Here is a 24,548-nt window from a genome sequence, read left to right on the forward strand (position 1 = left end):
GCTGCAGCCGAAACAGCACAGCAAACCGTGTTGAAGATTACGCACCTGGAAATTAAGCGGGCTTTAAGGCAAGCGGCGTAAGTTCGCGGCATAGCGTGTTCAATGAACATGCACAGCCTTTTTCCAACCCAGCAAGGGAGTGCCGTAATGACGGGTCTTTTCGAAAAAAAATGGCGGTGCATCAGCAGAACAGTGACCTATGTTGGCTGGTCGCTGTTCTGGCTTCTGCTCTGGGACCTGGCCGTGACCATGGATGTCATGCTGATCGAAGGCAAGGGCATCGATTTCCCGCTGATGCCTCTCACGCTGCTTTGCTCGGCATTGATCGTGCTGATCAGCTTTCGCAACACAAGTGCCTACAACCGCTGGTGGGAAGCGCGTACGTTGTGGGGCGCGATGGTCAATAGCTCACGCAGCTATGGCCGCCAGGTGATTACACTGATTGAAGGTAATACCGATGATCGCAACAACCCGGTGAAAGAAGTGCTGTTTCATCGCCACGTGGCCTACCTGCGGGCACTGCGGGCCCATCTCAAAGGCGATGTCGGCACCGCAAAACTCGACGGACTGTTGTCGGACGCCGAAATTCGTCGGGCCTCTGATAGCAATAACTTTCCCAATGACATTCTGAACGGCTCGGCGGCCATCATCTCCGAAGAGTTTGCAGCGGGACGCATCGACAGCATTCGTCTGGCGCGACTGGAGTCGACCATGGTCGAACTGTCCAACTGCCAGGGCGGCATGGAACGCATCGCCAACACACCTCTGCCCTATCCGTACGTCTATTTTCCGAGGCTGTTCAGCACCTTGTTCTGCGTCATCATGCCACTGAGCATGGTAACCACCCTGGGCTGGTTCACCCCGGCGATATCCACAGTAGTCGGCTGCCTCCTACTGGCAATGGACCGTATCGGCACCGACCTGCAAGCGCCCTTCGGCAGCAGTCAGCACCAGATTCGCATGGAAGACTTGTGCAACACCATCGAAAAAAACCTGCGTTCGATGTTTAGTGCGCCGGAAAAGCAGCTGCTGTGGACAGGCTCGCAAAGCGACGACGGTGATGCTTGGAAAGCGCATCGGCTGGCCGTTTGAGGGGCGGATATAAGCGCTAGCGGCCAACCCTGCAAATTTTCACAGCCCAAGGAGGTTTAGAGGCGTAGCGTCGATGATCATCCCGTCGGCAGGTGTGAGGCCGTAGCCTGGGATGAGCGGCACATCATTGACTGCCAAAGCCGAGCTGACAGGAACGACGGCCTTCACCCCGTGCTCTGGCGAAGGTCAGGGTGCCAAGCCATAAGCTTCTGACGCGGGGCCGCCGCCCTTGCCGTGAAGCGGGGCAAGGCATGCTGCAAGTTCGCTTTTGCGAAACGGCTTTGTGAGCCGCGGAAGATCCGGATCAAGGCCCTCACGTTCGGCATACCCGGAGACCAGAAGGACCGCGGTTCCAGGCCTTGAGGAGCGGACCACCCGGGCCAGATCGGTCCCGTTGATACCCGGCATGAGGTGGTCAGTGATCAGCAGATCAAATGCCTGCCCGTTGGCTATCAGTTGCATGGCCTCTTCACCTGACCCGGCCTCGATCACGCGGTAACCCAGCTCGGCCAGCATGTAACAGGTGCTTGCCCGTACCAGTTCCTCATCGTCGACCAGCAGCGCGATCCCGCGCGTCAATTGCGGCTCTGACGCCTCGACAATGTGCAAAGCCGCTGCTGGCACGGTCATGCTGCGCGGCAACCACAGCTCCACTTTCGTCCCGAAACCTGGCGAACTCTGAATCGTGAGAGCACCGTTCAATTGTGATGCCAGCCCATGCACCATCGAAAGACCCAGACCAGTCCCTTTGCCGACACCCTTTGTGGAGAAGAATGGCTCCACCGCTCGGCCAAGCGTGGCAGCGTCCATGCCAGTGCCCGTATCTGCGACAGTTAAACAGAGGTATTCGCCTTTCGGCAGCTTCGAACGATGCCCATCGCCGACCAGCACCGTACCGGCAGATATGCACAGCGTGCCGCCCCCGATCATCGCGTCACGCGCGTTCACGGAAAGGTTGAGAACAGCCATCTCCAGCTGGTTTTGATCGGCAATGGCAGCGGGCAGATTTTCTGGAGCGTCGACGACCACTTTGATTTTCGGCCCGGCCGTTCTGGCCACCAGATCGCCCATATCGCTCAGCAATTTGGCCACATCGACCGGAACCGTCTGCAACGGCTGACGGCGCGCGAAGGCTAGCAGTCTCTGTACCAGCGTCTTGGCACGCTCCGCCGATTGCATTGCGCCCGAGATGAGACGTTGCTCTCGATCGCCACCCACGCCACGTCGCAGAAGCAGATCGAGCGTGCCCACAATGGGCGTGAGCAGGTTATTGAAGTCATGCGCAACGCCGCCGGTAAGCTGCCCCATCGCTTCCATCTTCTGGCTCTGGCGCAGCGTCTGCTGGACCTCCTCGCGCTCGGCGATGGCCTGGACAATTCGCCTTTCAAGGGTGTCGTTAAGCTCCCTCAACTCCTCCTCGGCAGCCTTGCGAGCAGTGATTTCGATTGCGGTGCCGGTGACGCGCAAACAGACACCGGCTGCATTGAACACCCCGCGCCCCTTTGCCGCGATCCAGCGAACGATGCCGTCCTCTCGGCCAACCGTGCGGTAGTCGACCTCGTAGAGCGCGCGACGCTCTGGATCTGCGGCCGCCAGGAAGGCGTCGATCGTCGCATCACGATCCTCGGGGTGCAAACCATCATAGAAATCTTGCAACGTGACCTTCACGTTAGCCGAGATGCCGAACATCGCCTTGGTTTGTGAAGGCCAAACCAGCGTGTCATGAACCAGATCCACGTCCCAGAAACCCACATCGGCGTGGTCGACGGCAAGACGCAATCTCAACTCGCTGATACGGATCGCGGAATCCGTTCGTGCACGGTGAACAATCAGTCCGACCGTATGAGCCACGAAGTTGATGATCTCAATATCCGCTGGCAATGGTTCACGCAGCTCACGGTGGTACAGGACGAACGCACCGAGCAGTGCGCCCTGCGCCGAACGGATAGGAACCGACCAGCAGACGAGCAGCCCATGTCCGACGGCCAGATCGCGGAACTCGCTCCAGCGCGGGTCGATCATGATGTCGGCCGCTGCCGTTAATGCGCTCTGATAGCCCAGGAACGGGGCGACAGCAATGGCTTTGAGAGCGTCAGTGTAAGCGTCAGGCAGACTTGGGCTGGCACAATGCTCCACGTGATACATGTCTTCATCCAGGAGCACGATGCTCCCCACGAATCCCGACGTTGACAGCGCTTCCACTTCGCGGACGATTGCATCCAGGGTAACGTTCAGGGTTGTTACTTCTACAGCCAGCTCCAGGATTCGATTCTGAGTGGTCCTTAGTGCCGCCCCGCGATTGCGTGCCTGGGTCAGGCGCGCATTCTCGATTGCGATGGTTGCCAGTCGCGCCAGACTTTCCAACAGTTTGATCGTATCGGGATCATGATCGCGAACATCGGACCAGTAAGCGCCAAGCGCCGAGAACGGAACAGGTCTACCTATGGGCACCATCACGAGGCTTCGGACAAAGGTCGGCGCGTAAGCGTCCTGAGGGATGCGTGGATCGAGCCAAACATCACGGATCGCAACCGTCTCACCATGGCGCATCGTCCAACCAGATACACAATGGTCAATCAAGAAGCTCTGTCCTTGCCAAAGGGGAGAGACCGCATCTTCGGCTACATAAGAACAGCGGCCTTCATTTTCAATGACGACCACAATGCCCTCCGCGCCTACCGCAGCGCGCGCCGTGTCCCTCAACACAGCGACGACCTCCTCCACCGAGGCCGCACAGGTCAGTCTCTCGCTGGCACTCAGCACGTGAGACAGGCGGTCATCACCGATCAGATCCTTGGGGACATTAAGCAAACGGATCTCCCAACGGCCGCAGAATCCTGTTCCGCGGCGTGGTTCAAATTGAAGAAGTAAAAGAGAGACTGAAGCGCGCCTCTCTTTTCGTACTTGTCGAATTTCAGTCTCTCAGAAAATCTTGTCAAGCATTACCATAGCGATGGTTTACGACCGGCAACACTTGGCCGATTTCTGTTTTTCGTGAGCAGCGTATTCGGGTCGAGAGTCGGCTGGCGCGAGAGGCGAATCTCGACCCATAGCTGCCTGCTGTCGGGGCTTATTTTGGGCTAATTTTTGCTAATCGCTTAATTTCTTATAACCGGCCAGCTTCTCCATCAGCGCTCCAGCAACTTCCAGTTGTTTGAGTTCTTTATCCGAAAGGTAGGCTTCCACCGCGTTGCCCAGCCATTCGTCGCGTCGATCTCTGCTTGTCTGCAATACCAGCCTGCCTTTTTCGGACAACCCTATCCATGTGCGGCGTAGATCACTGGTGTCGTGAGTGCGCGTAATCAGCTCACGAGCTTGCAGGTCGCGCAGCAGAGAGGCCACGTTCGACGACCGCATGTTTTCGGCCTCTGCAATTTTCGAAGGCGTCGCCGTCCCGTCCATTTGGTCAATTGCACTCAAGACCAACATTTGCGACCACGTTTCAGGGTGATTTTGTGCTTCCTGACGCAGACGTTTGCTTAGTCGAGTCACCTGCTCACGAAACAACGAAATATCCATAAAGGTATACCTATAATAAAATAGCTATGTGATTATAGCTAAAACGGCCTACGACAGTACTCTCAGATTCGGCAGGAAAATCATGACGGGAATTAAGATGCCTAATGACCACCCGAGATTCGAGCGGATTCTTCTCACCAATGATGACGGTATTGATGCTCCGGGGCTTAAGGTTTTGGAACGCATTGCGTCTCAAATAGCACGGGAGGTCTGGGTTGTAGCTCCGTTACTGGATCAAAGCGGCACTTCTCACTCGCTGAGTCTTCACACTCCATTGCGGATGAGCTTTCATGGCCCCAGACGCTTTGCAGTCACCGGGACACCGGGGGATTGTGTGGCAATGGCGTTAGGGCACCTGCTCAATCACGACAGGCCTGATCTGATTTTGTCAGGAATAAATAGAGGCGCGAATTTGGGAGTCGAAACAGTTTTCTCGGGCACGGTTGGGGCCGCCATGACGGGGTTGCTGTATGGGGTTCCATCTATCGCGTTGAGCCAGTCGTTTACCGACAGGAGTGCTGTACCTTGGGAAAACGCGCTCAATCATGCGCCACAAGTCATCGCCCAGCTCATGGGTATGGACTGGCCGAAAGACGTTTGCTTGAACATCAATTTCCCCTGCTGCCCCTTGGCCGCCGTGCTTCCATTGAAACTGACACGCCAAGGATCTGGGCGTTTGAGCGGTGTATCCGTACGCACAGAGAATGATCCTCGCGGTCTTCAATATCACTGGTTGAGCCTGGACAGGCACACACAAGCTGATACAGCAGGTACTGAAACGGCCGAGCTTCTTGCTGGGCATATTACCGTAACCCCCCTGCAATTTGAGCGTACCTATGACAAGGCATTAGTATTGCAGGGGCGACAGAATTGAGACTGGCTCGTGGATTAGCACGGCTAGGTTTCTACTTCTTGCGAGCATAGTGGGGGGACGGTTAGAGAATAACCGTCTGTCGTCTCGACCGCTTGAACAGCAAGCCGGAAGCATCCTCTGAGTAAGCGTCTGTTTCCGGCCGATTACGGCTTTTCGCGACCTCCAGCTTTCGGCCAAAACCGTCTTTGGCAGGCGTGATCTGAATGTCCTTGATTTAGCTGTCGTTCAGGACTGCCGGAGTCGCAGCCGTCCCAGCCAACAAACCACCATCAATGTTGAACTCACTGCCCGTGATGTAGGTGGCGTCATCCGACGCGAGCAACAAGGCCAGAGCGGCCACTTCGTCAGGCATTCCGAATCGCCTGAGCGGAGTGTCTTGCACCAGCGCAGCCATTCGGTCCTCACGACCGGCATCGCTACCTAGCAGGGGTTCCCACATGGGGGTCAGGATGGCCGCCGGATGGATCGAGTTGCATCGAACGTTCAGTCCTTGTTCGGCGCAATAAAGCGCCACCGTTTTTGTGTGATTGCGAACGGCAGCTTTGGACGACGCATACGCTGCGGCGCCTGGAATGCCAACCAGGCCGGAGCGAGAGGAAATGTTGATGATGGAACCGGCGCCTGAATGGCGCATGGAGCGAATGGCGTATTTGCATCCGAGGAATACACCGTCGAGATTGGTTTGATGCACCGAACGCCAGTCTTCCAGACTTGCATGTTCCGGGTCATGCCGCTCTGAGCCATTTTCGAATCCGGTGATGCCCGCATTATTCACGAGGATGTTCCAACTCCGGCCTTGATTCGAAATCTGCGCGGCCAGTCGTTGCCAATCCTCTTCACGCCGCACATCCAGACGCAGAAAACAGGCGCGACTACCCAATGAGCTTGCAACCGCATTACCAAGGTCGTCGTTAATATCAGTGACGTAAACGAAGCAGCCTTGTTGCACAAAGAGTCTTGCAATGGCGGCACCGATGCCTTGAGCCGCGCCGGTAACGACTGCGGTCCTGGAAACCAGTTTATTTTCCATAAATGATGACATCTCCATGGTGAGGCTTATTCAGACCGCATGAGAATGAGGCCATGCCCTATGCCATGCTCACGCTTGGCAAAGAGGCTAAAACATAAGCGGGGCGGCTCAAAACACAAACCCCTGCCCTAACTCATGCTCCATCCATTCAAGAAATCTTCTGACTCTGGGGAAGCCGGAATGGGCCTTGGGAAAGACCAGATGATGCGCTGCAACCGGTGCAGTCAATTCTTGAGGCGCAACTTCGATCAGTTCGCCAGTGCCCAGATACTTTTGCGCCAGCAAGGTGCTTTCCAGCGCAAAACCCAAGCCGTGACTGGCGGCTTCCAGCGTCATGTACGAGCGGTCGAAACTCAGCGCATAAGGCTTTTCCGGGCGAGCCAGTCCATGCCGGGCAAACCACTCGGGCCATTTGAGCAACGTGGCTTCGGAGAGAATCAATTCACGCTCGAGCAAGTCCGCTGCGCTGTGCACCGGGCGACGCGCCAGCAGTTGCGGAGACGCCAGCACAGCGAACTTCTCGTCACGCAGGGTGCGCACTTCGTAGCTCGGCCAGTTTGGCCTGCCATGACGGATATCGACATCGATCTTGTCCCGGCTGAAATGCAGTGACTCATAAGAGCACGACAGGTTGATCTGGATATCCGGGTGGCTTACCCGAAACGCCTCCAGCCTCGGCATTAGCCAGAGCAGCCCGAGACTGGGCGCGGAATGCAGGCGCAAGCAATCGAGACTGACATCGCTTGCAGCACGTTCGGTCGCGACGGCAAGGCTGTGCAACACCCCCGAGACATCTTTCAGATACTGCTCGCCGACCGGCGTGAGCGTGACACCACGCGCGGCCCGGACGAACAATTGCCGTCCGATCAAAGCCTCCAGTCTGGCCAGTTGGTGACTGACTGCCGAGGGTGTCAGGTCCAGGACCTCGGCTGCTCTGGCCAGATTGCCGAAGCGGGCAGTCTGTTCGAAGGCCTGAAGCGCTTTCAGCGGTGGCAGGCTCAGAGGTGCATCGTCATCAGGCTGCATGAACACTCCGATGTGTCCGATTATTCGAGTTTCGTGCATTCAACCACTGGTATTGCGGATTGACGAGAGGTGAATTTTTTTCAGCACCCAGTGATTTTTGCGGCATTGCTCAGAACCGGCACCGGGAACACTCTGAAGTCATCGATCACCCGAATCGAACCCAACAACAATAATCAGAGGTATCCCTCATGCTTCTTCAAGGCAAAATCGCAGTCATCACCGGCGCGGCGTCGGAGCGCGGTATCGGTCGCGCAACCGCGGTCACGTTCGCCCGCCATGGCGCACGCGTGGTCATTATCGATCTGGACGAATCCGCTGCACGCGATGCCGCTGCCGCGTTGGGTGAAGGCCACTTGGGCCTGGCAGCCAACGTCGCCGATGAAAAACAGGTTCACGAAGCCGTCAGCAAAATCATCGCGCACTACGGTCGTATTGACATTCTGGTGAATAACGCGGGTATCACACAGCCCATCAAGACTCTGGACATCCGCCCTGGCGATTACGACAAGGTGCTCGACGTCAGCCTGCGCGGCACTCTGCTCATGTCGCAAGCGGTGATCCCAACCATGCGCGCCCAATCCTCGGGCAGCATCGTCTGCATGTCTTCGGTTTCCGCCCAGCGTGGCGGAGGCATTTTCGGTGGCCCTCACTACAGCGCAGCGAAAGCCGGCGTGCTGGGGCTGGGCAAGGCGATGGCACGTGAATTCGGGCCTGATCAGGTGCGTGTCAATTCCATCGCCCCCGGCCTGATTCATACCGATATCACCGGCGGTCTGATGCAGGATGAGCGACGCCACGCGATCATCGACGGCATTCCGCTAGGCCGCCTGGGCGCAGCGCAGGACGTGGCCAATGCCGCGCTGTTTCTGGCCAGCGACCTGTCGTCCTATCTCACCGGTATCACGCTGGATGTGAACGGCGGCATGCTGATTCACTGACCGCGTGTGGACGGGCTGGCAAACAGCCCGTGTTTGTTCTGGATCGACGATACGCCGGGCGAATGCCTGGCGGTCTATAAAAACAAGAGATCAGACCATCATGATAACCACCATGACCCTCGACGCGGTGTCGACCACGCGCGCCAGTGCCTACCGCAAGACCGCCTGGCGACTGATGCCGTTCCTGATGCTGTGCTACCTGTGCGCGTACCTGGACCGTGTCAATGTCGGCTTCGCCAAGCTGCAGATGATGAACGACCTGGCCTTCAGCGAAACCGTCTACGGGCTGGGTGCAGGCATGTTTTTCATCGGCTATTTCCTCTGTGAGGTGCCCAGCAACCTGATCCTTCATCGCGTCGGGGCAAGACGCTGGATCGCCCGCATCATGATCTCCTGGGGCATCATTTCCGCCCTCTTCGCCTTTGTCGAAACCGCCTGGCAGTTCCATGCCCTGCGCTTTCTGCTCGGCGTGGCGGAAGCCGGTCTGGCACCGGGCCTGCTGCTGTACCTGACGTACTGGTTCCCCTCTTATCGCCGCGCGCGCATGACCGTGCTCTGGTTCATCGCCATCCCGCTGTCCGGCATGATCGGCGGTCCGCTGTCGGGCTACATCATGACCCGCTTCGCAGGCGTTCATGGCTGGGCCGGCTGGCAATGGATGTTCGTCCTTGAAGCGATCCCGACGGTGATCGTCGGCTTGTTGGTACTGAGCTATCTGAAGGATGGCGTGCATCAGGCGACATGGCTGTCCGCTGAAGAAAAGGAATTGGTCAACAAGGAGCTGCAAGAGGACAACAGCCAGAAAGTGGTACACGCGTCGGTAGGCGCCTTCATTCGCGACAAGCGTCTGTGGCTGCTGGCGTGCATCTACTTTTGCGTGGTGATGGGCCAGTACGCGATCACCTTCTGGCTGCCGACGCTGATTCGCAACGCAGGCGTTTCCGACCCGCTGCACATCGGCCTGATGACCAGCCTTCCCTACCTGTGCGCAATCGTCGTGATGCTGCTGATGGGGCGCAGCGGCGACAAGCATCGAGAACGCCGCTGGCACCTGGTCGGCCCGATGATCGCAGGCGCTCTGGGGTTAAGCCTGGCAGCGCTGTTCGGCGGCAATCTGCTGCTGTCAGTGCTCAGCCTGTGCATCGCCGCTGCGGGCATTCTTTCGGCGTCCTCCATGTTCTGGATGCTGCCTACCACGCTGCTGGGCGGAGTATCGGCGGCCGCCGGGATTGCCGGGATCAACAGTTTCGCCAATCTCGCGGGCTTCTGTTCGCCCTACCTGATCGGCTGGATCACCACCACGACCGGCTCAAGCGCCATCGGCATGTACCTGATTACCGGCGTGCTGTTCATCGGCGCCTATCTGGTGCTGCGCATCCCTGCCGCCTCGGTCAATCGTTGAGTCAACGGAGTAATCACCATGACAGCCACTACTTTATCTGCGCCTTCAACCTCGCTGGCGCAGCGTGCTCATAACATTCGCCGGCACGCATTACGCATGGGCCAGGTTCAGGGCCAGGGTTATGTCGGACAGGCACTGGGCGCTGCGGACCTGCTCGCAGTGTCCTATTTTCACGCGCTGAACTATCGGCCTGAAGACCCTGAATGGGAGCAGCGCGACCGCTTTTATCTGTCGATCGGCCACTATGCCATTGCGCTGTACGCGGCATTGATAGAGGCGGAAATCGTCCCGCTCGATGAACTGGAAACCTACGGCTCGGATGACAGCCGTTTGCCCATGTCCGGGATGGCGACTTACACCCCCGGAATGGAAATAACCGGCGGTTCGCTAGGTCATGGTCTGGGCATTGCGGTAGGTGCCTGCCTGGGGCTGAAGCGCAAGGCCTCAAGATCTTTCGTTTACAACCTGCTGTCGGACGGCGAGCTGAACGAAGGCTCGACCTGGGAAGCGGCCATGTCCGCCTCGCACTGGAAACTGGACAACCTGATCGCGATCGTCGATGTGAATAACCAGCAGGCCGATGGCCACTCCAGTGAAGTGCTGGCTTTCGAACCCATCGTGGATCGCTGGCAGGCGTTTGGCTGGTTTACCCAGCGCGTCGACGGCAACGACTTGAACGCACTGGTCGCAGCCTTCGACGCGGCCCGCCAACACGTCGGCGCTCAGCCCAGGGTCATCATCTGCGACACGAAAATGGGCAAGGGCGTGGCGTTTCTGGAAACCCGTGAAAAGACCCACTTCATCCGCGTGGATGAGCACGAATGGGACGTCGCACTGAACAACCTCGACGAGGGGAAAACCGTATGAGCTCTGCCAATAACACCTCGGCTCCGTCCGTTGCCCCGAAGAAAAAACTCACTACCTCGGCGATGATCGCGTCCATCGCCTCCGAGGGTCAGGCCACCCGCCCGGCTCCGTTCGGTCATGCATTGGCGGCGCTCGCGGAGCAACGTCAGGATATCGTCGGGCTGTCGGCTGACCTGTCGAAATACACCGACCTGCACATCTTCGCCAAAGCGCACCCTGAACGTTTCTACCAAATGGGCATGGCCGAACAATTGCTGATGAGCGCGGCTGCGGGCATGGCTCGGGAAGGCTTCGTACCATTTGCGACCACTTATGCGGTGTTCGCCTCACGTCGCGCCTACGACTTCATCTGTATGGCGATTGCTGAGGACAACCTCAACGTCAAAATCGTCTGCGGCCTGCCGGGCCTGACCACCGGCTACGGCCCCAGCCATCAGGCCACCGATGACCTGGCGATCTTTCGCGCCATGCCCAACCTGATGATCGTCGACCCCTGTGATGCACTGGAAATAGAACAGGCGGTCCCTGCGATCGCAGCGCATCAGGGCCCGGTGTACATGCGCCTGCTGCGCGGTAACGTGCCCTTGGTGCTGGACGAATACGGTTACACATTCGAGATCGGCAAAGCCAAGACCCTGCGCACCGGCAACGACGTGCTGATCATCTCCACCGGCCTGATGACCATGCGTGCCCTGGAAGCGGCCAAGGCACTTCAAGCCGACGGTGTCGATGTTGCAGTGCTGCACGTGCCGACCATCAAGCCGCTGGACGAGCAGACCATTCTGGCGGAAGCCAGAAAACCAGGCCGTCTGGTGGTGACCGCCGAAAACCACTCGATTATCGGCGGGCTGGGCGAAGCAGTGGCGACGGTGTTGCTGCGCAATGGCGTTACACCGACCTTCAGGCAGATCGCCCTGCCGGACGCTTTTCTCGACGCTGGAGCGCTGCCTACACTGCATGATCGTTATGGCATTTCCACGCCCGCCGTCTGTACGCAAATCAAGGCGTGGCTTTAAACACTGACAGGCGCAGGGGCTTATTTCCCTGCGCCTCGGGAGCACGTATTGAACGCCGATGAATTACTGGACCCGGCCTATCGTTGGTTCATGGACGAGCCGTCGAGCAACTGGACGCTGCACACCCTTGCCGACATCAGGGCTCGCGTCAGCGCCCCATGGGCAACCGCCGCCACCAAGCGCGGCGAGCAACACTGGACCTCCTCCGATTCGGACAACGGCGTCAGGTTATGTCTTTATCGTCCGGACCTTTCGCTCTCTCACTCTGGACTCCCCGTCATCCTGTATATCCACGGCGGCGGCTTTGTTCTGGGCAGCCCGGAGATGGCCGATGATTACCTCGCAGAGCTAGCCGTCGAGCTCAACGCAATAATCGTCGCTGTCGATCACCGGCTCGCCCCCGAGCATCCATTCCCGATCCCGCTGGAAGACTGTTACGCAGTGCTGGAGTGGATATTCAGCCTCGGGCCGACGCTGGGCATGAACACCGGCAACCTGGTGATCATGGGCCACAGTGCCGGTGGCGGGCTTGCTGCCGCGCTCGCCCTGCTGGCAAGAAACAAAGGGCTGCGGACACTCGCCGGTCTGGTGCTGATCTACCCCATGCTCGATCACCGCACTGGCGCGCCTGACGCTCCGCCAGCCAACCCGACTACCGGCACTTTCAGCTAGTCGCGCCAGGCCAATCATTTTTGCTGGGAAAGCCTGCGCGGTGCCTACGCACTGGACGATGATCGCAAGACCCTGTTCTCCCCCGCACTGGCCACCGACCTGAGCGATCTGCCGCCCACTTTCATCTGCGTTGGCGCACTCGATCTGTTTCTTGAAGAGGACCTGGCATTCGCACTGACCCTGTCGCGCTCGGGAGTGCCTGTTGAAATGCACGTCTATCCAGGCGTGCCGCATATGTTCGATCAGTTGCCAGGCGAGCAGACCGGACAGGCGACGCAAGATATTGCCCGCGCCGTTCGCAGGATGATTGCCGCAGGGTTATGCGACTAGAATGACGCACACGTTGCATCACTCGGAAACAAGGGACTGTATGTTCAAGCAATGCCTGTTACTTGCTACGTCCATCTCACTGAGCGGCTGCTGGAGCCTGATGTATCAGCTTGATGGTGAACGTTGCGTCTATCCCGGAACACGACACGGCTGGGCATGGGGTACCAAAGACGTGACATCAACCTGGCCCTGCCTGATAGACGTACCGTTCTCTCTGGCGCTGGATACGCTGTTTTTGCCCTACGACCTCACCGCTTTCCTGCCGGAAAACCTTGGCGGTGATGATCGCGAGTGCCATTTCAATGATGGGCTGAATGTGCTTGGTTGAGAGGGCCCTACAGAGTTAAGGACTCCCCTCTCTTCAGGAATGCATATTTTACGACGGGAAAAGGACACGCCTTGATGCTAGCCACGAAACTTCACCTCCTGTGCGGCAAGATCGCATCCGGTAAATCGACGCTCGCGAAGTCACTCGCGGCTGAATACTCGGCGATTCTGCTGAGTGAAGATCAGTGGCTCTCGCGGCTCTACCCTGACGAGATCAAATCGGTGTCTGACTACGTACGCCTGGCACATAGAATTCGCGACATCATCGGCCCTCTGGTCATAGACATGCTGAAGTCAGACATTTGCTTGGTTCTGGATTTTCCTGCAAACACGCTTGCAGACCGTGAGTGGCTTCTCAGCCTGGCTGAAGACGCTCAGGTTAAGCATCGACTGCACTATCTCGATGTAGAAGATGATATTTGCCTTGCCAGACTGCATGCTCGCAACGAAAAAGCAGATCACGATTTTGCAGCGACAGATGAACAGTTCAAGCTGATCACCGGTTATTTCTGTGTTCCCGATACTGAAGAGGGGCTGGATATTCTTATTCACCGTCGGGGATTCATTAAATAATCCACGGTGAATAAGCCACTGTCGACGTCTTCAACGGCTTGCGAACTCTTTCAGAAATTTCATGTGCGTAGCGTCATCCTCGTCCACTCGCTGGAAGCCACAGCGCGCGTAAAATGCAGAGCCACTTGAAGTGTCGGTAAACAAGCGCAAGACACGGAAGTGTCGAGACGCCTGCGACACCAGGCGCTCCACCAGGATTCTGCCAATACCCTGACCTCTATATGAGCCTGCGATGTACACCCTTCGCAGCCTGCCGGTGTTGCTCTGAGTACGCAGATCACGCGAAACACCTCCGATGCCCACCAAATCGTCGTTCAGAAATGCACCCATGAGGCATTCGCCCTGAGCATCGAATCTGTTATTTCCGGACTCCCAGTCGTCGATCAATCGCGTGACGAACCTGAATCCCTGCGCGACGGCCTCTTTTTCCAATATCAGGAGCTGCGGCGGCAGTTCGATGACTTTCCGGATGTCCACGTGCGTCACTTTTTATCCTCACTGGAATAGTCCGATTTCTGCAAGCTAACCCGAGCCATCGCCGGAGAAAAGCGGTCAGCGGAAGTTATTCAAACACTCGCCTGACTCCGTCATCTGAACCTTCGGCCACTATGACGCTCACTTTATAGGTTGCCTTGTCTCATTGCCGAAAGGAACTCGCATGCTTTCAACCTCGCCATCGATCCCTCTTGTCAGTCCTGTCGAGCGCGAGCTTAGTCTGCGCGCGGTCATTACCGGGGTCGTGCTCGGTATCCTGTTGACGCCTTCCAATGTGTACGCCGGGTTGAAGATTGGCTGGTCGTTCAATATGTCGATCATCGCCTTGTTGATCGGCTATGCGATATGGCAAGGGCTTTCAAAGCGTTCATCCGAGCATCTGCCGTGGACGCTGCATGAGAGCAACATCAATCAGACCGTGGCATCGGCGGCTGCGTCGATCATTTCCGGTGGGCTGGTCGCGCCGATTCCGGCTTATACCTTGCTGACCGGTCAGCAACTGGATGCCGTCCCGATGATCGCCTGGGTATTCTCGGTAAGTTTTCTGGGGATCTGGATTGCCTGGTATTTGCGCCCATCACTGCTCAACGACAAGTCGCTGAAGTTTCCCGAAGGCATGGCCACTCTGGAAACCCTGCTACACATCTACAACCATGGGCGCGAAGCCGCAATACGCTTGAAGGTGCTGCTCAGCACCGCGTTGCTGTCTGCGCTGGCCAAATGGGTCGACACGTTCATATGGGCCTTCCCGCGCTGGTCGCCGAGCGCTCACCTGGAGCGTCTGACCTTTACCGCCGACCCTTCGCTGCTGCTGGTGGGGTTTGGCGCAATTATCGGCATTCGCGTCGGCATGACCCTGCTGCTCGGTGCTCTGCTGGCCTGGGGCGGCGTGGGGCCGTGGCTGCTGGAACAGGGGCTGGTGATATTACCGGCCGACAGCAGCGGCCCGCAGTTCGCAGCACTGGTGGAATGGTTGCTGTGGCCGGGTGTAAGCCTGATGGTCTGCTCGACCCTGGCCTCATTGGTGATTCGTTTGTGGGCACTGCACAAATCCACCAGAGCCAGTGGCGGGACGACGTGGTCAATGCCAAAGGCAGGGCCTGCCGCCGGTTTCGTACTGGCGATCATATTGGTCGTTAGCCTGCAGGCGCTGTTGTTCGGCATTAACCTGTGGATGGCGTTGCTGACCATTCCCCTGGCAATCTGCCTGGCGGCCGTGGCGGCTCGAGTGGTCGGTGCCACCGGCATTCCTCCCATTGGGGCAATCGGGCAGTTATCGCAACTGAGCTTCGGCATCGTCGCGCCCGGGCAGGTGCCGATCAACCTGATGAGCGCCAACACGGCCGGAGGTTCTGCCGGGCAATGCACGGACCTGATGAACGATTTCAAGGTCGGTCGGGCGATTGGTGCCACGCCGCGTAAACAGTTGATCGCCCAGACACTGGGGATTTTCGTCGGCAGCATCGTCGGCGTCCTGGCTTACATGGCGCTGATCCCGGACCCGCAATCGATGCTGCTTACCGAGGAATGGCCCGCCCCGGCGGTGGCCACCTGGAAAGCCGTCGCGCAAACGCTGACCCACGGCCTGGATTCATTGTCAGCGAGTATCCGCTGGGCAATTTTCATCGGCGGGCTGGCGGGGTTGTTGCTGGGCATCCTCGACAGCACGTTACCCGCCCATCGCACCCGGTACATGCCGAGCGCCGCCGCCCTGGGCCTGGCTTTTGTCCTGCCAGCCTCAGTATCTCTGATGATGGCCCTTGGCGCGGTGCTCACCTGGCTGGTGAACTGTCGCTGGCCGTCCCTTACAGAACGCTTCGCCATTACCGCAGCGGCAGGCCTGATTGCCGGAGAGAGCATCACCGGTGTCGGGGCGTCGCTGTGGCAGATGGTTGGGAACGTAGGGTAATCGACGCGTGTATGAGCAGATATTCCAGCTGGTATCATCCACGCATCTGCAAGCGAGTTGAAGAGCATGAATCGTCGTAAAAAAATACAGCAGCTACTGAAAGCCCACGCAAAAAAGGCCAGCGCAAAACTGGCCCCGCAGAGCAAGGCCAAATACATCAGCAAGGCCGACCGCTTGAAGCTGGCGGCCGAAGCGGATCAGGATTCGGTAAGCCTGTCCGAAGGCTGACCAGCAACGTACGCGCCTTGGCGACGCAGAGCGTGCGGAACGATAACCGCAACTATCGTGCGGCGCTCTGCGTCGCATGCCTTTCTGGACGCTCTGCGTCCTCTTGCGACGCAGAGCGTCGAGAACTGCGTTACCACGCTGGAGCATGGGAACGAGAGGTGTCCGGGAGAACACTTCTCGTGACTATGCGCGGCGCCAGCGCCTAAGGCACGGCGGTTACTTGGCGAAAAAATATTCCCCGCCCTGCTCCAAAGCCTTGCGGTACGCAGGCCTGCCCTGCAGCCTTTCAACCCACGCCGTCACATTCGGGTACGGCTGCAGCATTCCCTGAGCCTTGGCGAATTCGCCAATGAAGCTCATCTGAATATCCGCGCCACTCAGATCTTCTCCCAACAGATAAGGCGTCAACCCCAGAGAGTCGTTCAGGTAACCCAGATAATTGGCCAGCTCTGACTGGATTCGCGGATGCAGCGGTGCGCCAGCGTCACCCAGACGTCCTACGTACAGGTTGAGCATCAGCGGGAGAATGGCCGAGCCTTCCGCGAAATGCAGCCATTGCACGTACTCATCGTAGGTAGCGCTGGCAGGGTCCGGTTGTAGTCGGCCATCGCCATGACGGCGGATCAGGTAATCGACAATGGCGCCTGACTCGATGACAACATGAGGGCCATCTTCAATAACCGGTGATTTGCCCAGCGGATGGACAGCCTTGAGTTCAGGCGGCGCAAGATTGCTTTTCGGGTCGCGCTGATAACGCTTGATCTCGTAGGGCAGGTCGAGCTCTTCAAGCAGCCACAAAATGCGCTGCGAACGTGAGTTGTTCAGGTGGTGGACAGTGATCATGTCGGGCTCCGCGGGGTGAAAGTGTCTAGAAAAGACTGCGCTGCCACCGGGGAGTGCCCTGAAATGCTGTTACTTCGACGAGCGTGCCGGAAAAGCTGCGTTGATGAGCTGCACACCGATGAAAATTTCAGGCGCCTCTGTCACTGGAGCCGGCCGCTGGCTCGCCACGAAGTTCTCGCTCCACTGCGGCTTTATCAATGACCGACCAGACGCTGACAATCTTGCCGTCGCTGAATGTGTAAAACACGTTTTCAGAAAAGGTAATGCGCTGGCCATGCGCATCCAGCCCCAGAAATCGCCCCTGCGGCGAGCAGTTGAATATCAGGCGGGCAGCAACCTGTGACGCCTCAACCACCAGCAAGTCGATGTTGAAACGCACGTCAGGGATAATCCTGACGTCGTTTTCCAGCATCGCCCGGTAGCCGGCCACGCTGATCCGCTCGCCGTTGTATTGCACGTCGTCGTCGACGAAATCGCCCAGGTCCTGCCAGCGGCGTTCGTTGAGACAGGCAATATAAGCTCGATATCGCTCGGTCAGATTCATGGCGTGCCCTCCTGTTCAAAAAATACTTGAAGCAGCCTTTTTAAGGGGATGCTTCAAAAGATATGCGCTTCTGCGCATCTGAATGCGCTCAGGCCAACGCCTCGGCCGGACCAAAAAACTCATAATGGCTCTGCCCGTCCGGAACACCCAGCTCGTGCAGCGCGCGCTTCATGAACACCATGAACGGCTTCGGACCAAGAAAGTAGGCCTCGACATCCGTGTCCTCCGGCAACCATTGCTGCAGATGCTCCGTCGAAGCAAGCCCCGTCACGGTATTTGCCGGTACATCACCGGCCGTAGCTTCGCTGTAAACCACGTGCGCCGCAAACTGCGCATATCGCTCGCGCCAATCATCAATGACCGCCTGGAACGCCTGCACGCTGGCATTACGCGCGTAGTGGATAAACACGACGTGTCGGCCACCTGCCTGCAACGCCGCTTCCGCCATGGCCAGCGTCGGGGTGATACCGACACCGCCGCTGATCAGTACCAGCGGTTTGCTGCCTTCGATAAGCACGAACTCGCCAGAGGGCGGGAACAATTCTACGGTGTCGTCCACTGCGACCTGATCGTGCAGGTAGCCGGACGCAACGCCCCCCTGCTCTCGCTTGACGCTGATGCGATAGCTCACACCGTTGGCAGGCGCAGAGAGCGAGTAATTTCTACGAATTTCTCCGCCTTCGGTGTTCAACCGGATACCGATGTACTGACCGGGCTTGTGCGCGATGACCGGTTTACCATCAACAGGCTGCAGGTAGAACGACATGATCTCGCTGCTTTCCGGCACCTTGCGAACAACCTTGAACAGCCGTCCGCCACGCCAGCCACCCGGTGCTGCGGCGATGCTTTCATACACATCGCGCTCGGCATTGATCAGCATGTCAGCCAGTTGCTGATACGCCGCAGCCCATGCATCGATCACTGCATCCGTTGCGATCTCTGCGCCCAGCACCTCGCGAATGGCGCGCAGCAGGCAGGCACCGACAATCGGATAATGCTCCGGCAGTATCTGCAGCGCGACATGTTTGTTGACGATCTGCGCCGCCAGCGGCCCGAGGTTTTCGAGGCGATCAATATTGCGCGCGTACATCAACACCGCATTGGCCAGCGCCCGTGGCTGTGCGCCATTTGCCTGGTTGGCCTGATTGAACAGCGGACGAACCTGAGGATAGTCATTGAGCATGATGCGATAGAAATGAGTGGTCAGTGCCTCCCCGCCTGTTTCAAGGATCGGTACGGTGGCTTTAATGATGTCGCGATGGGCAGTGCTGAGCATGATCCACTCCAGAGTGTGTAGTTTCGTTTATGGAGTCAGAGCAACGCGCATGCCAGATAAAAACCTATTTAAAATCAATTAATAGCAGACTTACCAGTCAAAAAGACTGAGTCTTATTGACCAAAAAATGGAAAATTTTGGTCATTACGACCAGGCGCAGTTAATCGTTTCAGCCATCCTCGCACGCAGAACGCCTTCAAGAATTCAATCCCGACCGGGTTTGTAGGGAACTAGCGCGCAACACATCGCCCTAAGCCTGACATCTACGTACTGGCGCGACGCTGGTTTCAAACGAAGGACTTCAGATTCATGTCTTCAAGTAGCACCTCAGCAGCGGCCGATCCGCAAGGTCGGCAAAGCGCTTCACCGAATCGACTCATTTTTATATCCGTGCTCGTGGCCACCATGGGTGCGCTGGCGTTCGGCTATGACACCGGCATCATCGCCGGTGCATTGCCTTTCATGACGCTACCCACCGATCAGGGCGGGCTGGGCCTGGATGCCTACAGCGAAGGAATGATCACCGCCTCACTGATCGTCGGCGCTGCGTTTGGCTCGCTTGCCAGCGGCTACATCTCCGACCGTTTCGGACGCCGTCTGACCTTGCGCCTGTTGTCGGTGCTGTTCATTGCTGGCGCACTGGGCACGGCCATCGCGCCTTCCATTCCGTTCATGGTCGCTGCGCGCTTCCTGCTGGGTATCGCGGTGGGTGGCGGCTCGGCTACGGTGCCGGTGTTCATTGCCGAAATCGCCGGGCCGTCGCGTCGTGCGCGACTGGTCAGCCGTAACGAACTGATGATCGTCAGCGGCCAGTTGCTCGCCTACGTTCTGAGCGCGGTCATGGCCGCTCTGCTGCACACACCTGGCATCTGGCGCTACATGCTGGCCATCGCCATGGTCCCGGGAGTGTTGCTGCTGGTCGGTACATTCTTCGTACCGCCGTCGCCGCGCTGGCTGGCGTCCAAAGGCCGCTTCGATGAAGCGCAGGATGTGCTGGAGCAACTGCGCACCAACAAGCAGGATGCGCAGCGCGAAGTGGACGAGATGAAAGCGCAGGACGAGGAGGCTCGTCATCGCCCGAAAGCCAGGGAGTTGCTGCGTCAGGGCTGGGTCATCAAGTTGTTGCTGATCGGCATTGGCCTGGGCTTTACCGCGCAGCTCACAGGCGTTAACGCCTTTATGTACTACACCCCGATCATTCTCAAGAATACCGGCATGGGCACCAACGCCGCGCTGACCGCCACCATCGGCAACGGCGTGGTATCGGTTATCGCGACCCTGCTCGGCATTTGGGCGATTGGCCGTTATGGCCGTCGGCACTTGCTGATGACCGGGCTGGTGATGGTCATCCTGATGCAGGCAGCGCTGGGTTGCGTGTTGCAATTCATGCCGCAGAACCTGACCCAGAGCTACACCGCCCTCGCCTGCATTCTGGTGTTCCTGCTGTTCATGCAGATGTGCATCTCGCCGGTCTACTGGCTGCTGATGTCGGAATTGTTCCCGATGCAGGTGCGCGGATTGCTGACCGGCACAGCGGTATCGATGCAATGGCTGTTCAACGCATCGGTGGCATTCACCTTCCCGATTGCAGTCGATACCATCGGTAACCCGACGTTCTTCATCTTTGCGGCCATCAACGTCGGCTCGTTGATATTTGTCTTCCTGTGCCTTCCGGAAACCAAAGGCAAGTCGCTTGAGCAGATCGAGAAGCATCTGAAGAAGGAGCTGTAACGGCTGACCGGATGAGGCCATCAACGGCCTCATCTACCCTCCAGGCAGATCAGCGCACCAGCATCGACGCTGCCGCCGCGACCATGATTGCCGCCGCACCGCGAAACAGTTTTCTCTGGGCGCGCTCGCTCGACAATAAATGTCGAATGCGCAATGCGGCAAATATGAATACTGCCCCTACCCCCAGCAGCACAAATACAGTCAACGGCACCAGAACCAGCCCCTAGGTCTGCAAAGAAACCGTTTCGAGATTGATGACCAACGGTAAAAGCGCCAGATAAAAGGCAATCGTCTTGGGATTGCCCAAGGTGATGGTCAATCCTGAAGCGGCCGCAGACAGCAACTCTGTTTTCTTTGCTGATTTTCCGATTTCTATGGCTTGATGGTCTGCGAACCAGAACTGCCAGGCCAGGTAGCACAGATAAATCGCGGCTCCCCAACGCACGACCTGAAACAACGCATTGAAGTGTTCGGCAATCATTGCAAGGCCGAATACCGCAAATGACAGATAGGTCAGATCCCCCAGGATGAGACCGGCCAGCAGGCAGAAGCCTGACAGCGCACCGCCACTGACACTGCGCGCAACCAGCGCTGCCATGCCAAGGCCGGGAATGGCCGCGGCAATGCCCAGCGCTGCCGAGTACGTAAGAGCCTGAGTCAGATCCAGCATGTAGCACTCCTTGAAATGTAACAGCCAGCTTGAATACAGAGCCTGCTCAAGCTCCATGTTCAAAAATACTACGCGCTTGAAGCCGGAAAAAATCACCTGTTCTTACTGGCTTCGCGGCTGAAACCGGTATAAGTTTCCCCATCCAGGCGGAGTAACGGTATTTATGACCTCAGCGACGTTAAGCTCGATTGATATGAGGATCCTCACGGCCCTGCAACAGGACGGCCGGATCACCAATCAGACCCTGGCCGATCAGATCGGCATGTCTGCCTCGCCCTGCTGGCGACGGGTCAAACAACTTGAAGAGCATCGCTATGTGCTGGGTTACAGAGCGGTGCTGGACCGTCGCAAGATCGGGCTGGGTGTCATGGTGTTCATTCGGGTCAGCATCGACTCTCACAGTGAAGCCGAGGCAAGAAAATTCGAGCAGGAAGTCATGCAACTGGAGAACGTCGTGGCGTGCTACAGCATCGGCGGAGATGCCGACTTTCTGCTTCAGGTGGTGGCACGCGACCTGGATTCGTTTGCTGACTTCGCCATGACGGTGGTCAGAAGGCTCCCCGGGATTAAAGAGATGCAGAGCATGTTCGTCTTGAAGGAGATAAAGCCTTTCGTCTCATTTCCGGTCAAACCTGCGGCCTGACCGCATCAGGCTTAGGCCCTGGATGGCAAGTTCGGGTCAGCAAACATGCATCGCCTGCAAACATCAAACAATCGATCGTTTTCAATAAAGGAATAGTCATGTCCACGACCGAGCAAGCCACTGTGACTTTCGATAGTGCAATCCCGATCCTGCGGATGTTCGACGAACGCAAAGCGCGTGAGTTCTACCTCGACTTTCTCGGTTTCAGCGTCGAATTCGAGCATCGTTTCGAGGCCGATCTGCCGTTGTATCTGGGGATCAGCCGCAATGGCCTGCATTTGCACCTTTCCGAACATCACGGCGACGCCTGTCCGGGGGCTGCGGTGTTTATTCCCACTCAAAACATCGAGCAATTGCGCGATGAGCAGCTTGGCAAGCAGTACGGTTATGCACGACCCGGCATTGTTCAGCAGGGCTGGGGCCAGGTACTTGAAGTCTGCGATCCGTTCGGCAACCGCATCAGGTTCTGCCAGAGTTGAGGCAAACGCATTAACGTCAGCGGAGGCCGATAAACCGGTTGTCCGGCTGACGCCACCACTGCCTGCACAATGGATATGCCGTGATCCATCGTTGTGCACATTGCCGCGTTCAAGCGCAAAGATGACGCATGACTGCGTCAAAAAACTTCGCTAACAGCCTTTAATCCCCTGCCAATCCGCCTTCGGTCAACCTTGGCCCATAACGTGCAAACGTGCCAGTTCATCTTGTATACATGAATGAACACCACTATGACCGCACTCGATATTTCCCAACTTCAGTCGGCGTTACGTTCAGGTCAAACAACCCTGACGGCACTTGTGCAAACCCTGACGGCGCACATTGATGCGGATGACCGGACGGAAGTCTGGATTCATCGCGTGCCCGTGACGCAGCTTCTTGAAAGGGCGGAGACACTGGAAAGCATTGCCGCAGAAGCGGGCGATTCGGTGTATGAGCAACTGCCGCTGTTCGGCGTGCCGTTTGCGGTCAAGGACAATTTTGACGTGGCCGGAATGCCGACCACGGCTGCGTGCCCGGCTTTCGCCTACACGCCCAAGGAAAATGCTCACGTCGTCCAGCTACTGCTCGACAGTGGCGCGATACTGATGGGCAAGACCAATCTCGATCAATTCGCCACCGGTCTGGTGGGTGTCCGCTCGCCCTATGGGGCAGTGCGCAATGCCCAAGACCCGGCCTACGTCAGCGGCGGTTCAAGCTCCGGCTCGGCGGTGGCCGTCGCGCGTGGCTACGTGAGTTTTGCACTGGGCACGGACACGGCAGGATCAGGCAGAGTACCCGCCGGTTTCAACGGTATCGTGGGGCTCAAGCCCAGCCTTGGCCTGTTCAGCAGCCGAGGCGTCGTGCCTGCCTGCCGCACGCTGGACTGCCCGTCGATATTTGCCGGGGATGTACTACAAGCCTGGCAAGTGGCGCAGGTCATAGCGGCTTACGATCCGCTCGACCCGGCCAGTGTGGCCGTGCAGGCATTGGCGGTGCAGCGCAGGGCTCGGCGTGTCGCGGTGCCAAGGCACTGCGAGTTCTTCGGTGATGCTCAGGCGCAAACGGCTTACATCAAAACCCTGGAAGCCCTGCAAAGCGACCCGCTGGTGACTATCGAACCCATCGACTTCGATGTCTTCGCCGAAGCGGCGGCCCTGCTGTACCAAGGCCCATGGGTGGCCGAGCGGCGGGCAGCAGTAGGCAGATTCTTTACCACCCATGCTGACAATATTCATCAAGTGGTGCGCGGCATCCTGCAGAGCGCCGCTTCGTTTGATGCCGTGGACACATTCAATGCCCGCTATCGACTGGCGGATCTGACGCGAACAGCCCAGCAATTGCTGGCCGGGGTCGATGTGCTGGTGGTCCCGACGGCGCCCTGCATGCCGACCATTGATGCAGTGCTCGCCAATCCGGTCGAGCTCAATTCACAGCTCGGCTATTACACCAACTTCGTTAACCTGATGAATATGTGCGCCCTCGCCGTCCCGACAGAGCGCCGTGCCGACGGTTTGCCTGCGGGCATCACGCTGATCGGCCCCGCTGGTGCCGACCAACGCCTGGCAGAAATAGCCGCAGCCTGGCAGCCACTCTTCGGCAAGACAGACCAGAGCGAAGCCGTCGCGATGGCACCCCTGCCCCGCAACAGCCCTGTCGTGCAGGTCGCGGTTGTCGGCGCGCACCTCGTCGGCCAGCCGCTCAACTGGCAATTGCTCGAAGGCAGTGCCCGTCTGCTGCGTACCACAACCACCAGCGCAGATTACCGGTTGTATGCACTGGCCGGGACTTCGCCACCGAAGCCGGGCCTAGTGCGTGTGCCTGACCAGGGCGAGCGCATCGAAGTCGAGGTCTGGGAAATGCCGCTGAACCTGTTCGGGGCCTTCGTCGCCGCGATTCCCGCGCCATTGGGCATCGGTTCTCTGCAATTGGCCGACGGCCAGTGGGTCAAGGGTTTCATCTGTGAGCCAGCCGGCCTTGAGGGCGCGCTGGACATCACTGATTTCAAAGGCTGGCGCGCCTACCGCGCCGCGCACACATCTTCCATCGCTCATTGATCAGGGGTA

At 58.1% G+C, this 24,548-nt stretch carries 22 protein-coding genes and 2 pseudogenes; 15 read left to right on the forward strand and 9 right to left on the reverse strand.

Annotated elements, in window-relative coordinates; translation table 11 throughout:
• Positions 1-147 precede the first annotated feature (147 nt).
• The gene (locus LJU29_RS20785; protein ID WP_054995993.1) at positions 148-1,092 is read left to right on the forward strand and encodes a bestrophin family protein; all 945 of its coding nucleotides are present in this window, start codon (positions 148-150) and stop codon (positions 1,090-1,092) included.
• A gap of 186 nt (positions 1,093-1,278) precedes the next feature.
• Here LJU29_RS20785 and LJU29_RS20790 read toward each other — a convergent pair whose 3' ends face one another.
• Together LJU29_RS20790 and LJU29_RS20795 are read right to left on the reverse strand one after the other, a co-directional pair.
• Positions 1,279-3,798, reverse strand: coding sequence for a GAF domain-containing hybrid sensor histidine kinase/response regulator (locus tag LJU29_RS20790; protein WP_371321919.1), 2,520 nt, complete (start codon positions 3,796-3,798; stop codon positions 1,279-1,281).
• A gap of 384 nt (positions 3,799-4,182) precedes the next feature.
• Positions 4,183-4,611: a MarR family winged helix-turn-helix transcriptional regulator gene (locus tag LJU29_RS20795; RefSeq protein ID WP_005735168.1), complete on the reverse strand. Its 429-nt coding sequence runs from the start codon at positions 4,609-4,611 to the stop codon at positions 4,183-4,185.
• 97 nt (positions 4,612-4,708) lie between these two features.
• Between LJU29_RS20795 and surE the strand changes: the two genes are divergently transcribed.
• Positions 4,709-5,485: a 5'/3'-nucleotidase SurE gene (gene surE, locus LJU29_RS20800; RefSeq protein ID WP_057422983.1), complete on the forward strand. Its 777-nt coding sequence runs from the start codon at positions 4,709-4,711 to the stop codon at positions 5,483-5,485.
• A 214-nt stretch (positions 5,486-5,699) separates the two neighbouring features.
• On the opposite strand, the gene LJU29_RS20805 is transcribed toward surE, so the two are convergent.
• Together LJU29_RS20805 and LJU29_RS20810 are read right to left on the reverse strand one after the other, a co-directional pair.
• Positions 5,700-6,515: an SDR family oxidoreductase gene (locus LJU29_RS20805; protein WP_057403503.1), complete on the reverse strand. Its 816-nt coding sequence runs from the start codon at positions 6,513-6,515 to the stop codon at positions 5,700-5,702.
• Positions 6,516-6,623: 108 nt separating this feature from the next.
• Positions 6,624-7,541 (reverse strand): LysR substrate-binding domain-containing protein, encoded by a 918-nt coding sequence (locus LJU29_RS20810; RefSeq protein WP_257111144.1) that lies wholly within the window; start codon positions 7,539-7,541, stop codon positions 6,624-6,626.
• A gap of 188 nt (positions 7,542-7,729) precedes the next feature.
• On the opposite strand from LJU29_RS20810, the gene LJU29_RS20815 reads away from it, so the two are divergent.
• From LJU29_RS20815 to LJU29_RS20845, 7 genes and pseudogenes are all read left to right on the forward strand, one after another.
• A complete protein-coding gene (locus LJU29_RS20815) occupies positions 7,730-8,479 on the forward strand; it encodes an SDR family NAD(P)-dependent oxidoreductase (RefSeq protein WP_004656170.1) in 750 nt (249 codons plus the stop codon).
• 100 nt (positions 8,480-8,579) lie between these two features.
• A complete protein-coding gene (locus tag LJU29_RS20820; protein WP_257111145.1) occupies positions 8,580-9,881 on the forward strand; it encodes an MFS transporter in 1,302 nt (433 codons plus the stop codon).
• 18 nt (positions 9,882-9,899) lie between these two features.
• Positions 9,900-10,748: a transketolase gene (locus LJU29_RS20825; protein WP_005743283.1), complete on the forward strand. Its 849-nt coding sequence runs from the start codon at positions 9,900-9,902 to the stop codon at positions 10,746-10,748.
• The gene (locus tag LJU29_RS20830; RefSeq protein WP_011167980.1) at positions 10,745-11,764 is read left to right on the forward strand and encodes a transketolase family protein; all 1,020 of its coding nucleotides are present in this window, start codon (positions 10,745-10,747) and stop codon (positions 11,762-11,764) included. The genes LJU29_RS20825 and LJU29_RS20830 overlap by 4 nt, the downstream gene beginning before the upstream one ends.
• A 48-nt stretch (positions 11,765-11,812) precedes the next feature.
• Positions 11,813-12,766, forward strand: a pseudogene (locus LJU29_RS20835) (alpha/beta hydrolase).
• A 40-nt stretch (positions 12,767-12,806) separates the two neighbouring features.
• Positions 12,807-13,094 carry a YceK/YidQ family lipoprotein gene (locus LJU29_RS20840; protein ID WP_257111146.1) on the forward strand — a complete coding sequence of 96 codons (288 nt, stop codon included), beginning with the start codon at positions 12,807-12,809 and terminating at the stop codon, positions 13,092-13,094.
• 74 nt (positions 13,095-13,168) lie between these two features.
• Positions 13,169-13,666: a P-loop nucleotide/nucleoside kinase family protein gene (locus LJU29_RS20845; protein WP_044323371.1), complete on the forward strand. Its 498-nt coding sequence runs from the start codon at positions 13,169-13,171 to the stop codon at positions 13,664-13,666.
• A gap of 30 nt (positions 13,667-13,696) precedes the next feature.
• On the opposite strand, the gene LJU29_RS20850 is transcribed toward LJU29_RS20845, so the two are convergent.
• The gene (locus LJU29_RS20850; RefSeq protein ID WP_044319585.1) at positions 13,697-14,152 is read right to left on the reverse strand and encodes a GNAT family N-acetyltransferase; all 456 of its coding nucleotides are present in this window, start codon (positions 14,150-14,152) and stop codon (positions 13,697-13,699) included.
• Between the two features lie 172 nt (positions 14,153-14,324).
• On the opposite strand from LJU29_RS20850, the gene LJU29_RS20855 reads away from it, so the two are divergent.
• Complete coding sequence (locus LJU29_RS20855) at positions 14,325-16,070, forward strand: OPT family oligopeptide transporter (RefSeq protein ID WP_054995818.1); 1,746 nt, start codon at positions 14,325-14,327, stop codon at positions 16,068-16,070.
• Positions 16,071-16,136: 66 nt separating this feature from the next.
• On the forward strand, positions 16,137-16,298 hold the full coding sequence (locus LJU29_RS20860; protein WP_004656149.1) for a DUF2986 domain-containing protein: 162 nt from the start codon (positions 16,137-16,139) through the stop codon (positions 16,296-16,298).
• 216 nt (positions 16,299-16,514) lie between these two features.
• Here LJU29_RS20860 and LJU29_RS20865 read toward each other — a convergent pair whose 3' ends face one another.
• From LJU29_RS20865 to hmpA, 3 genes are all read right to left on the reverse strand, one after another.
• Complete coding sequence (locus LJU29_RS20865; RefSeq protein WP_257111147.1) at positions 16,515-17,141, reverse strand: glutathione S-transferase family protein; 627 nt, start codon at positions 17,139-17,141, stop codon at positions 16,515-16,517.
• Between the two features lie 127 nt (positions 17,142-17,268).
• The gene (locus LJU29_RS20870) at positions 17,269-17,685 is read right to left on the reverse strand and encodes an ester cyclase (protein WP_054996494.1); all 417 of its coding nucleotides are present in this window, start codon (positions 17,683-17,685) and stop codon (positions 17,269-17,271) included.
• 88 nt (positions 17,686-17,773) lie between these two features.
• Entirely contained in the window at positions 17,774-18,961 is a 1,188-nt protein-coding gene (gene hmpA, locus LJU29_RS20875) for an NO-inducible flavohemoprotein (protein WP_257111148.1), read from the reverse strand.
• A gap of 309 nt (positions 18,962-19,270) precedes the next feature.
• Here hmpA and LJU29_RS20880 point away from each other — a divergent pair, with 309 nt between their 5' ends.
• A complete protein-coding gene (locus tag LJU29_RS20880) occupies positions 19,271-20,692 on the forward strand; it encodes a sugar porter family MFS transporter (protein ID WP_002552378.1) in 1,422 nt (473 codons plus the stop codon).
• 49 nt (positions 20,693-20,741) lie between these two features.
• Here LJU29_RS20880 and LJU29_RS20890 read toward each other — a convergent pair.
• Positions 20,742-21,362: pseudogene (locus LJU29_RS20890) on the reverse strand (LysE family translocator).
• Between the two features lie 163 nt (positions 21,363-21,525).
• On the opposite strand from LJU29_RS20890, the gene LJU29_RS20895 reads away from it, so the two are divergent.
• The 3 genes from LJU29_RS20895 (at position 21,526) to atzF (ending at position 24,539) form a co-directional block, all read left to right on the forward strand.
• Positions 21,526-22,005: an Lrp/AsnC family transcriptional regulator gene (locus LJU29_RS20895; protein WP_005756749.1), complete on the forward strand. Its 480-nt coding sequence runs from the start codon at positions 21,526-21,528 to the stop codon at positions 22,003-22,005.
• A 98-nt stretch (positions 22,006-22,103) separates the two neighbouring features.
• A complete protein-coding gene (locus tag LJU29_RS20900; protein ID WP_005756751.1) occupies positions 22,104-22,484 on the forward strand; it encodes a glyoxalase superfamily protein in 381 nt (126 codons plus the stop codon).
• Positions 22,485-22,733: 249 nt separating this feature from the next.
• Positions 22,734-24,539, forward strand: coding sequence for an allophanate hydrolase (gene atzF / locus LJU29_RS20905; RefSeq protein ID WP_257111151.1), 1,806 nt, complete (start codon positions 22,734-22,736; stop codon positions 24,537-24,539).
• Positions 24,540-24,548 lie beyond the last annotated feature (9 nt).

The sequence above is a fragment of the Pseudomonas ficuserectae genome, from assembly GCF_024584585.1.
GTDB classification, from domain to species: domain Bacteria; phylum Pseudomonadota; class Gammaproteobacteria; order Pseudomonadales; family Pseudomonadaceae; genus Aquipseudomonas; species Aquipseudomonas amygdali.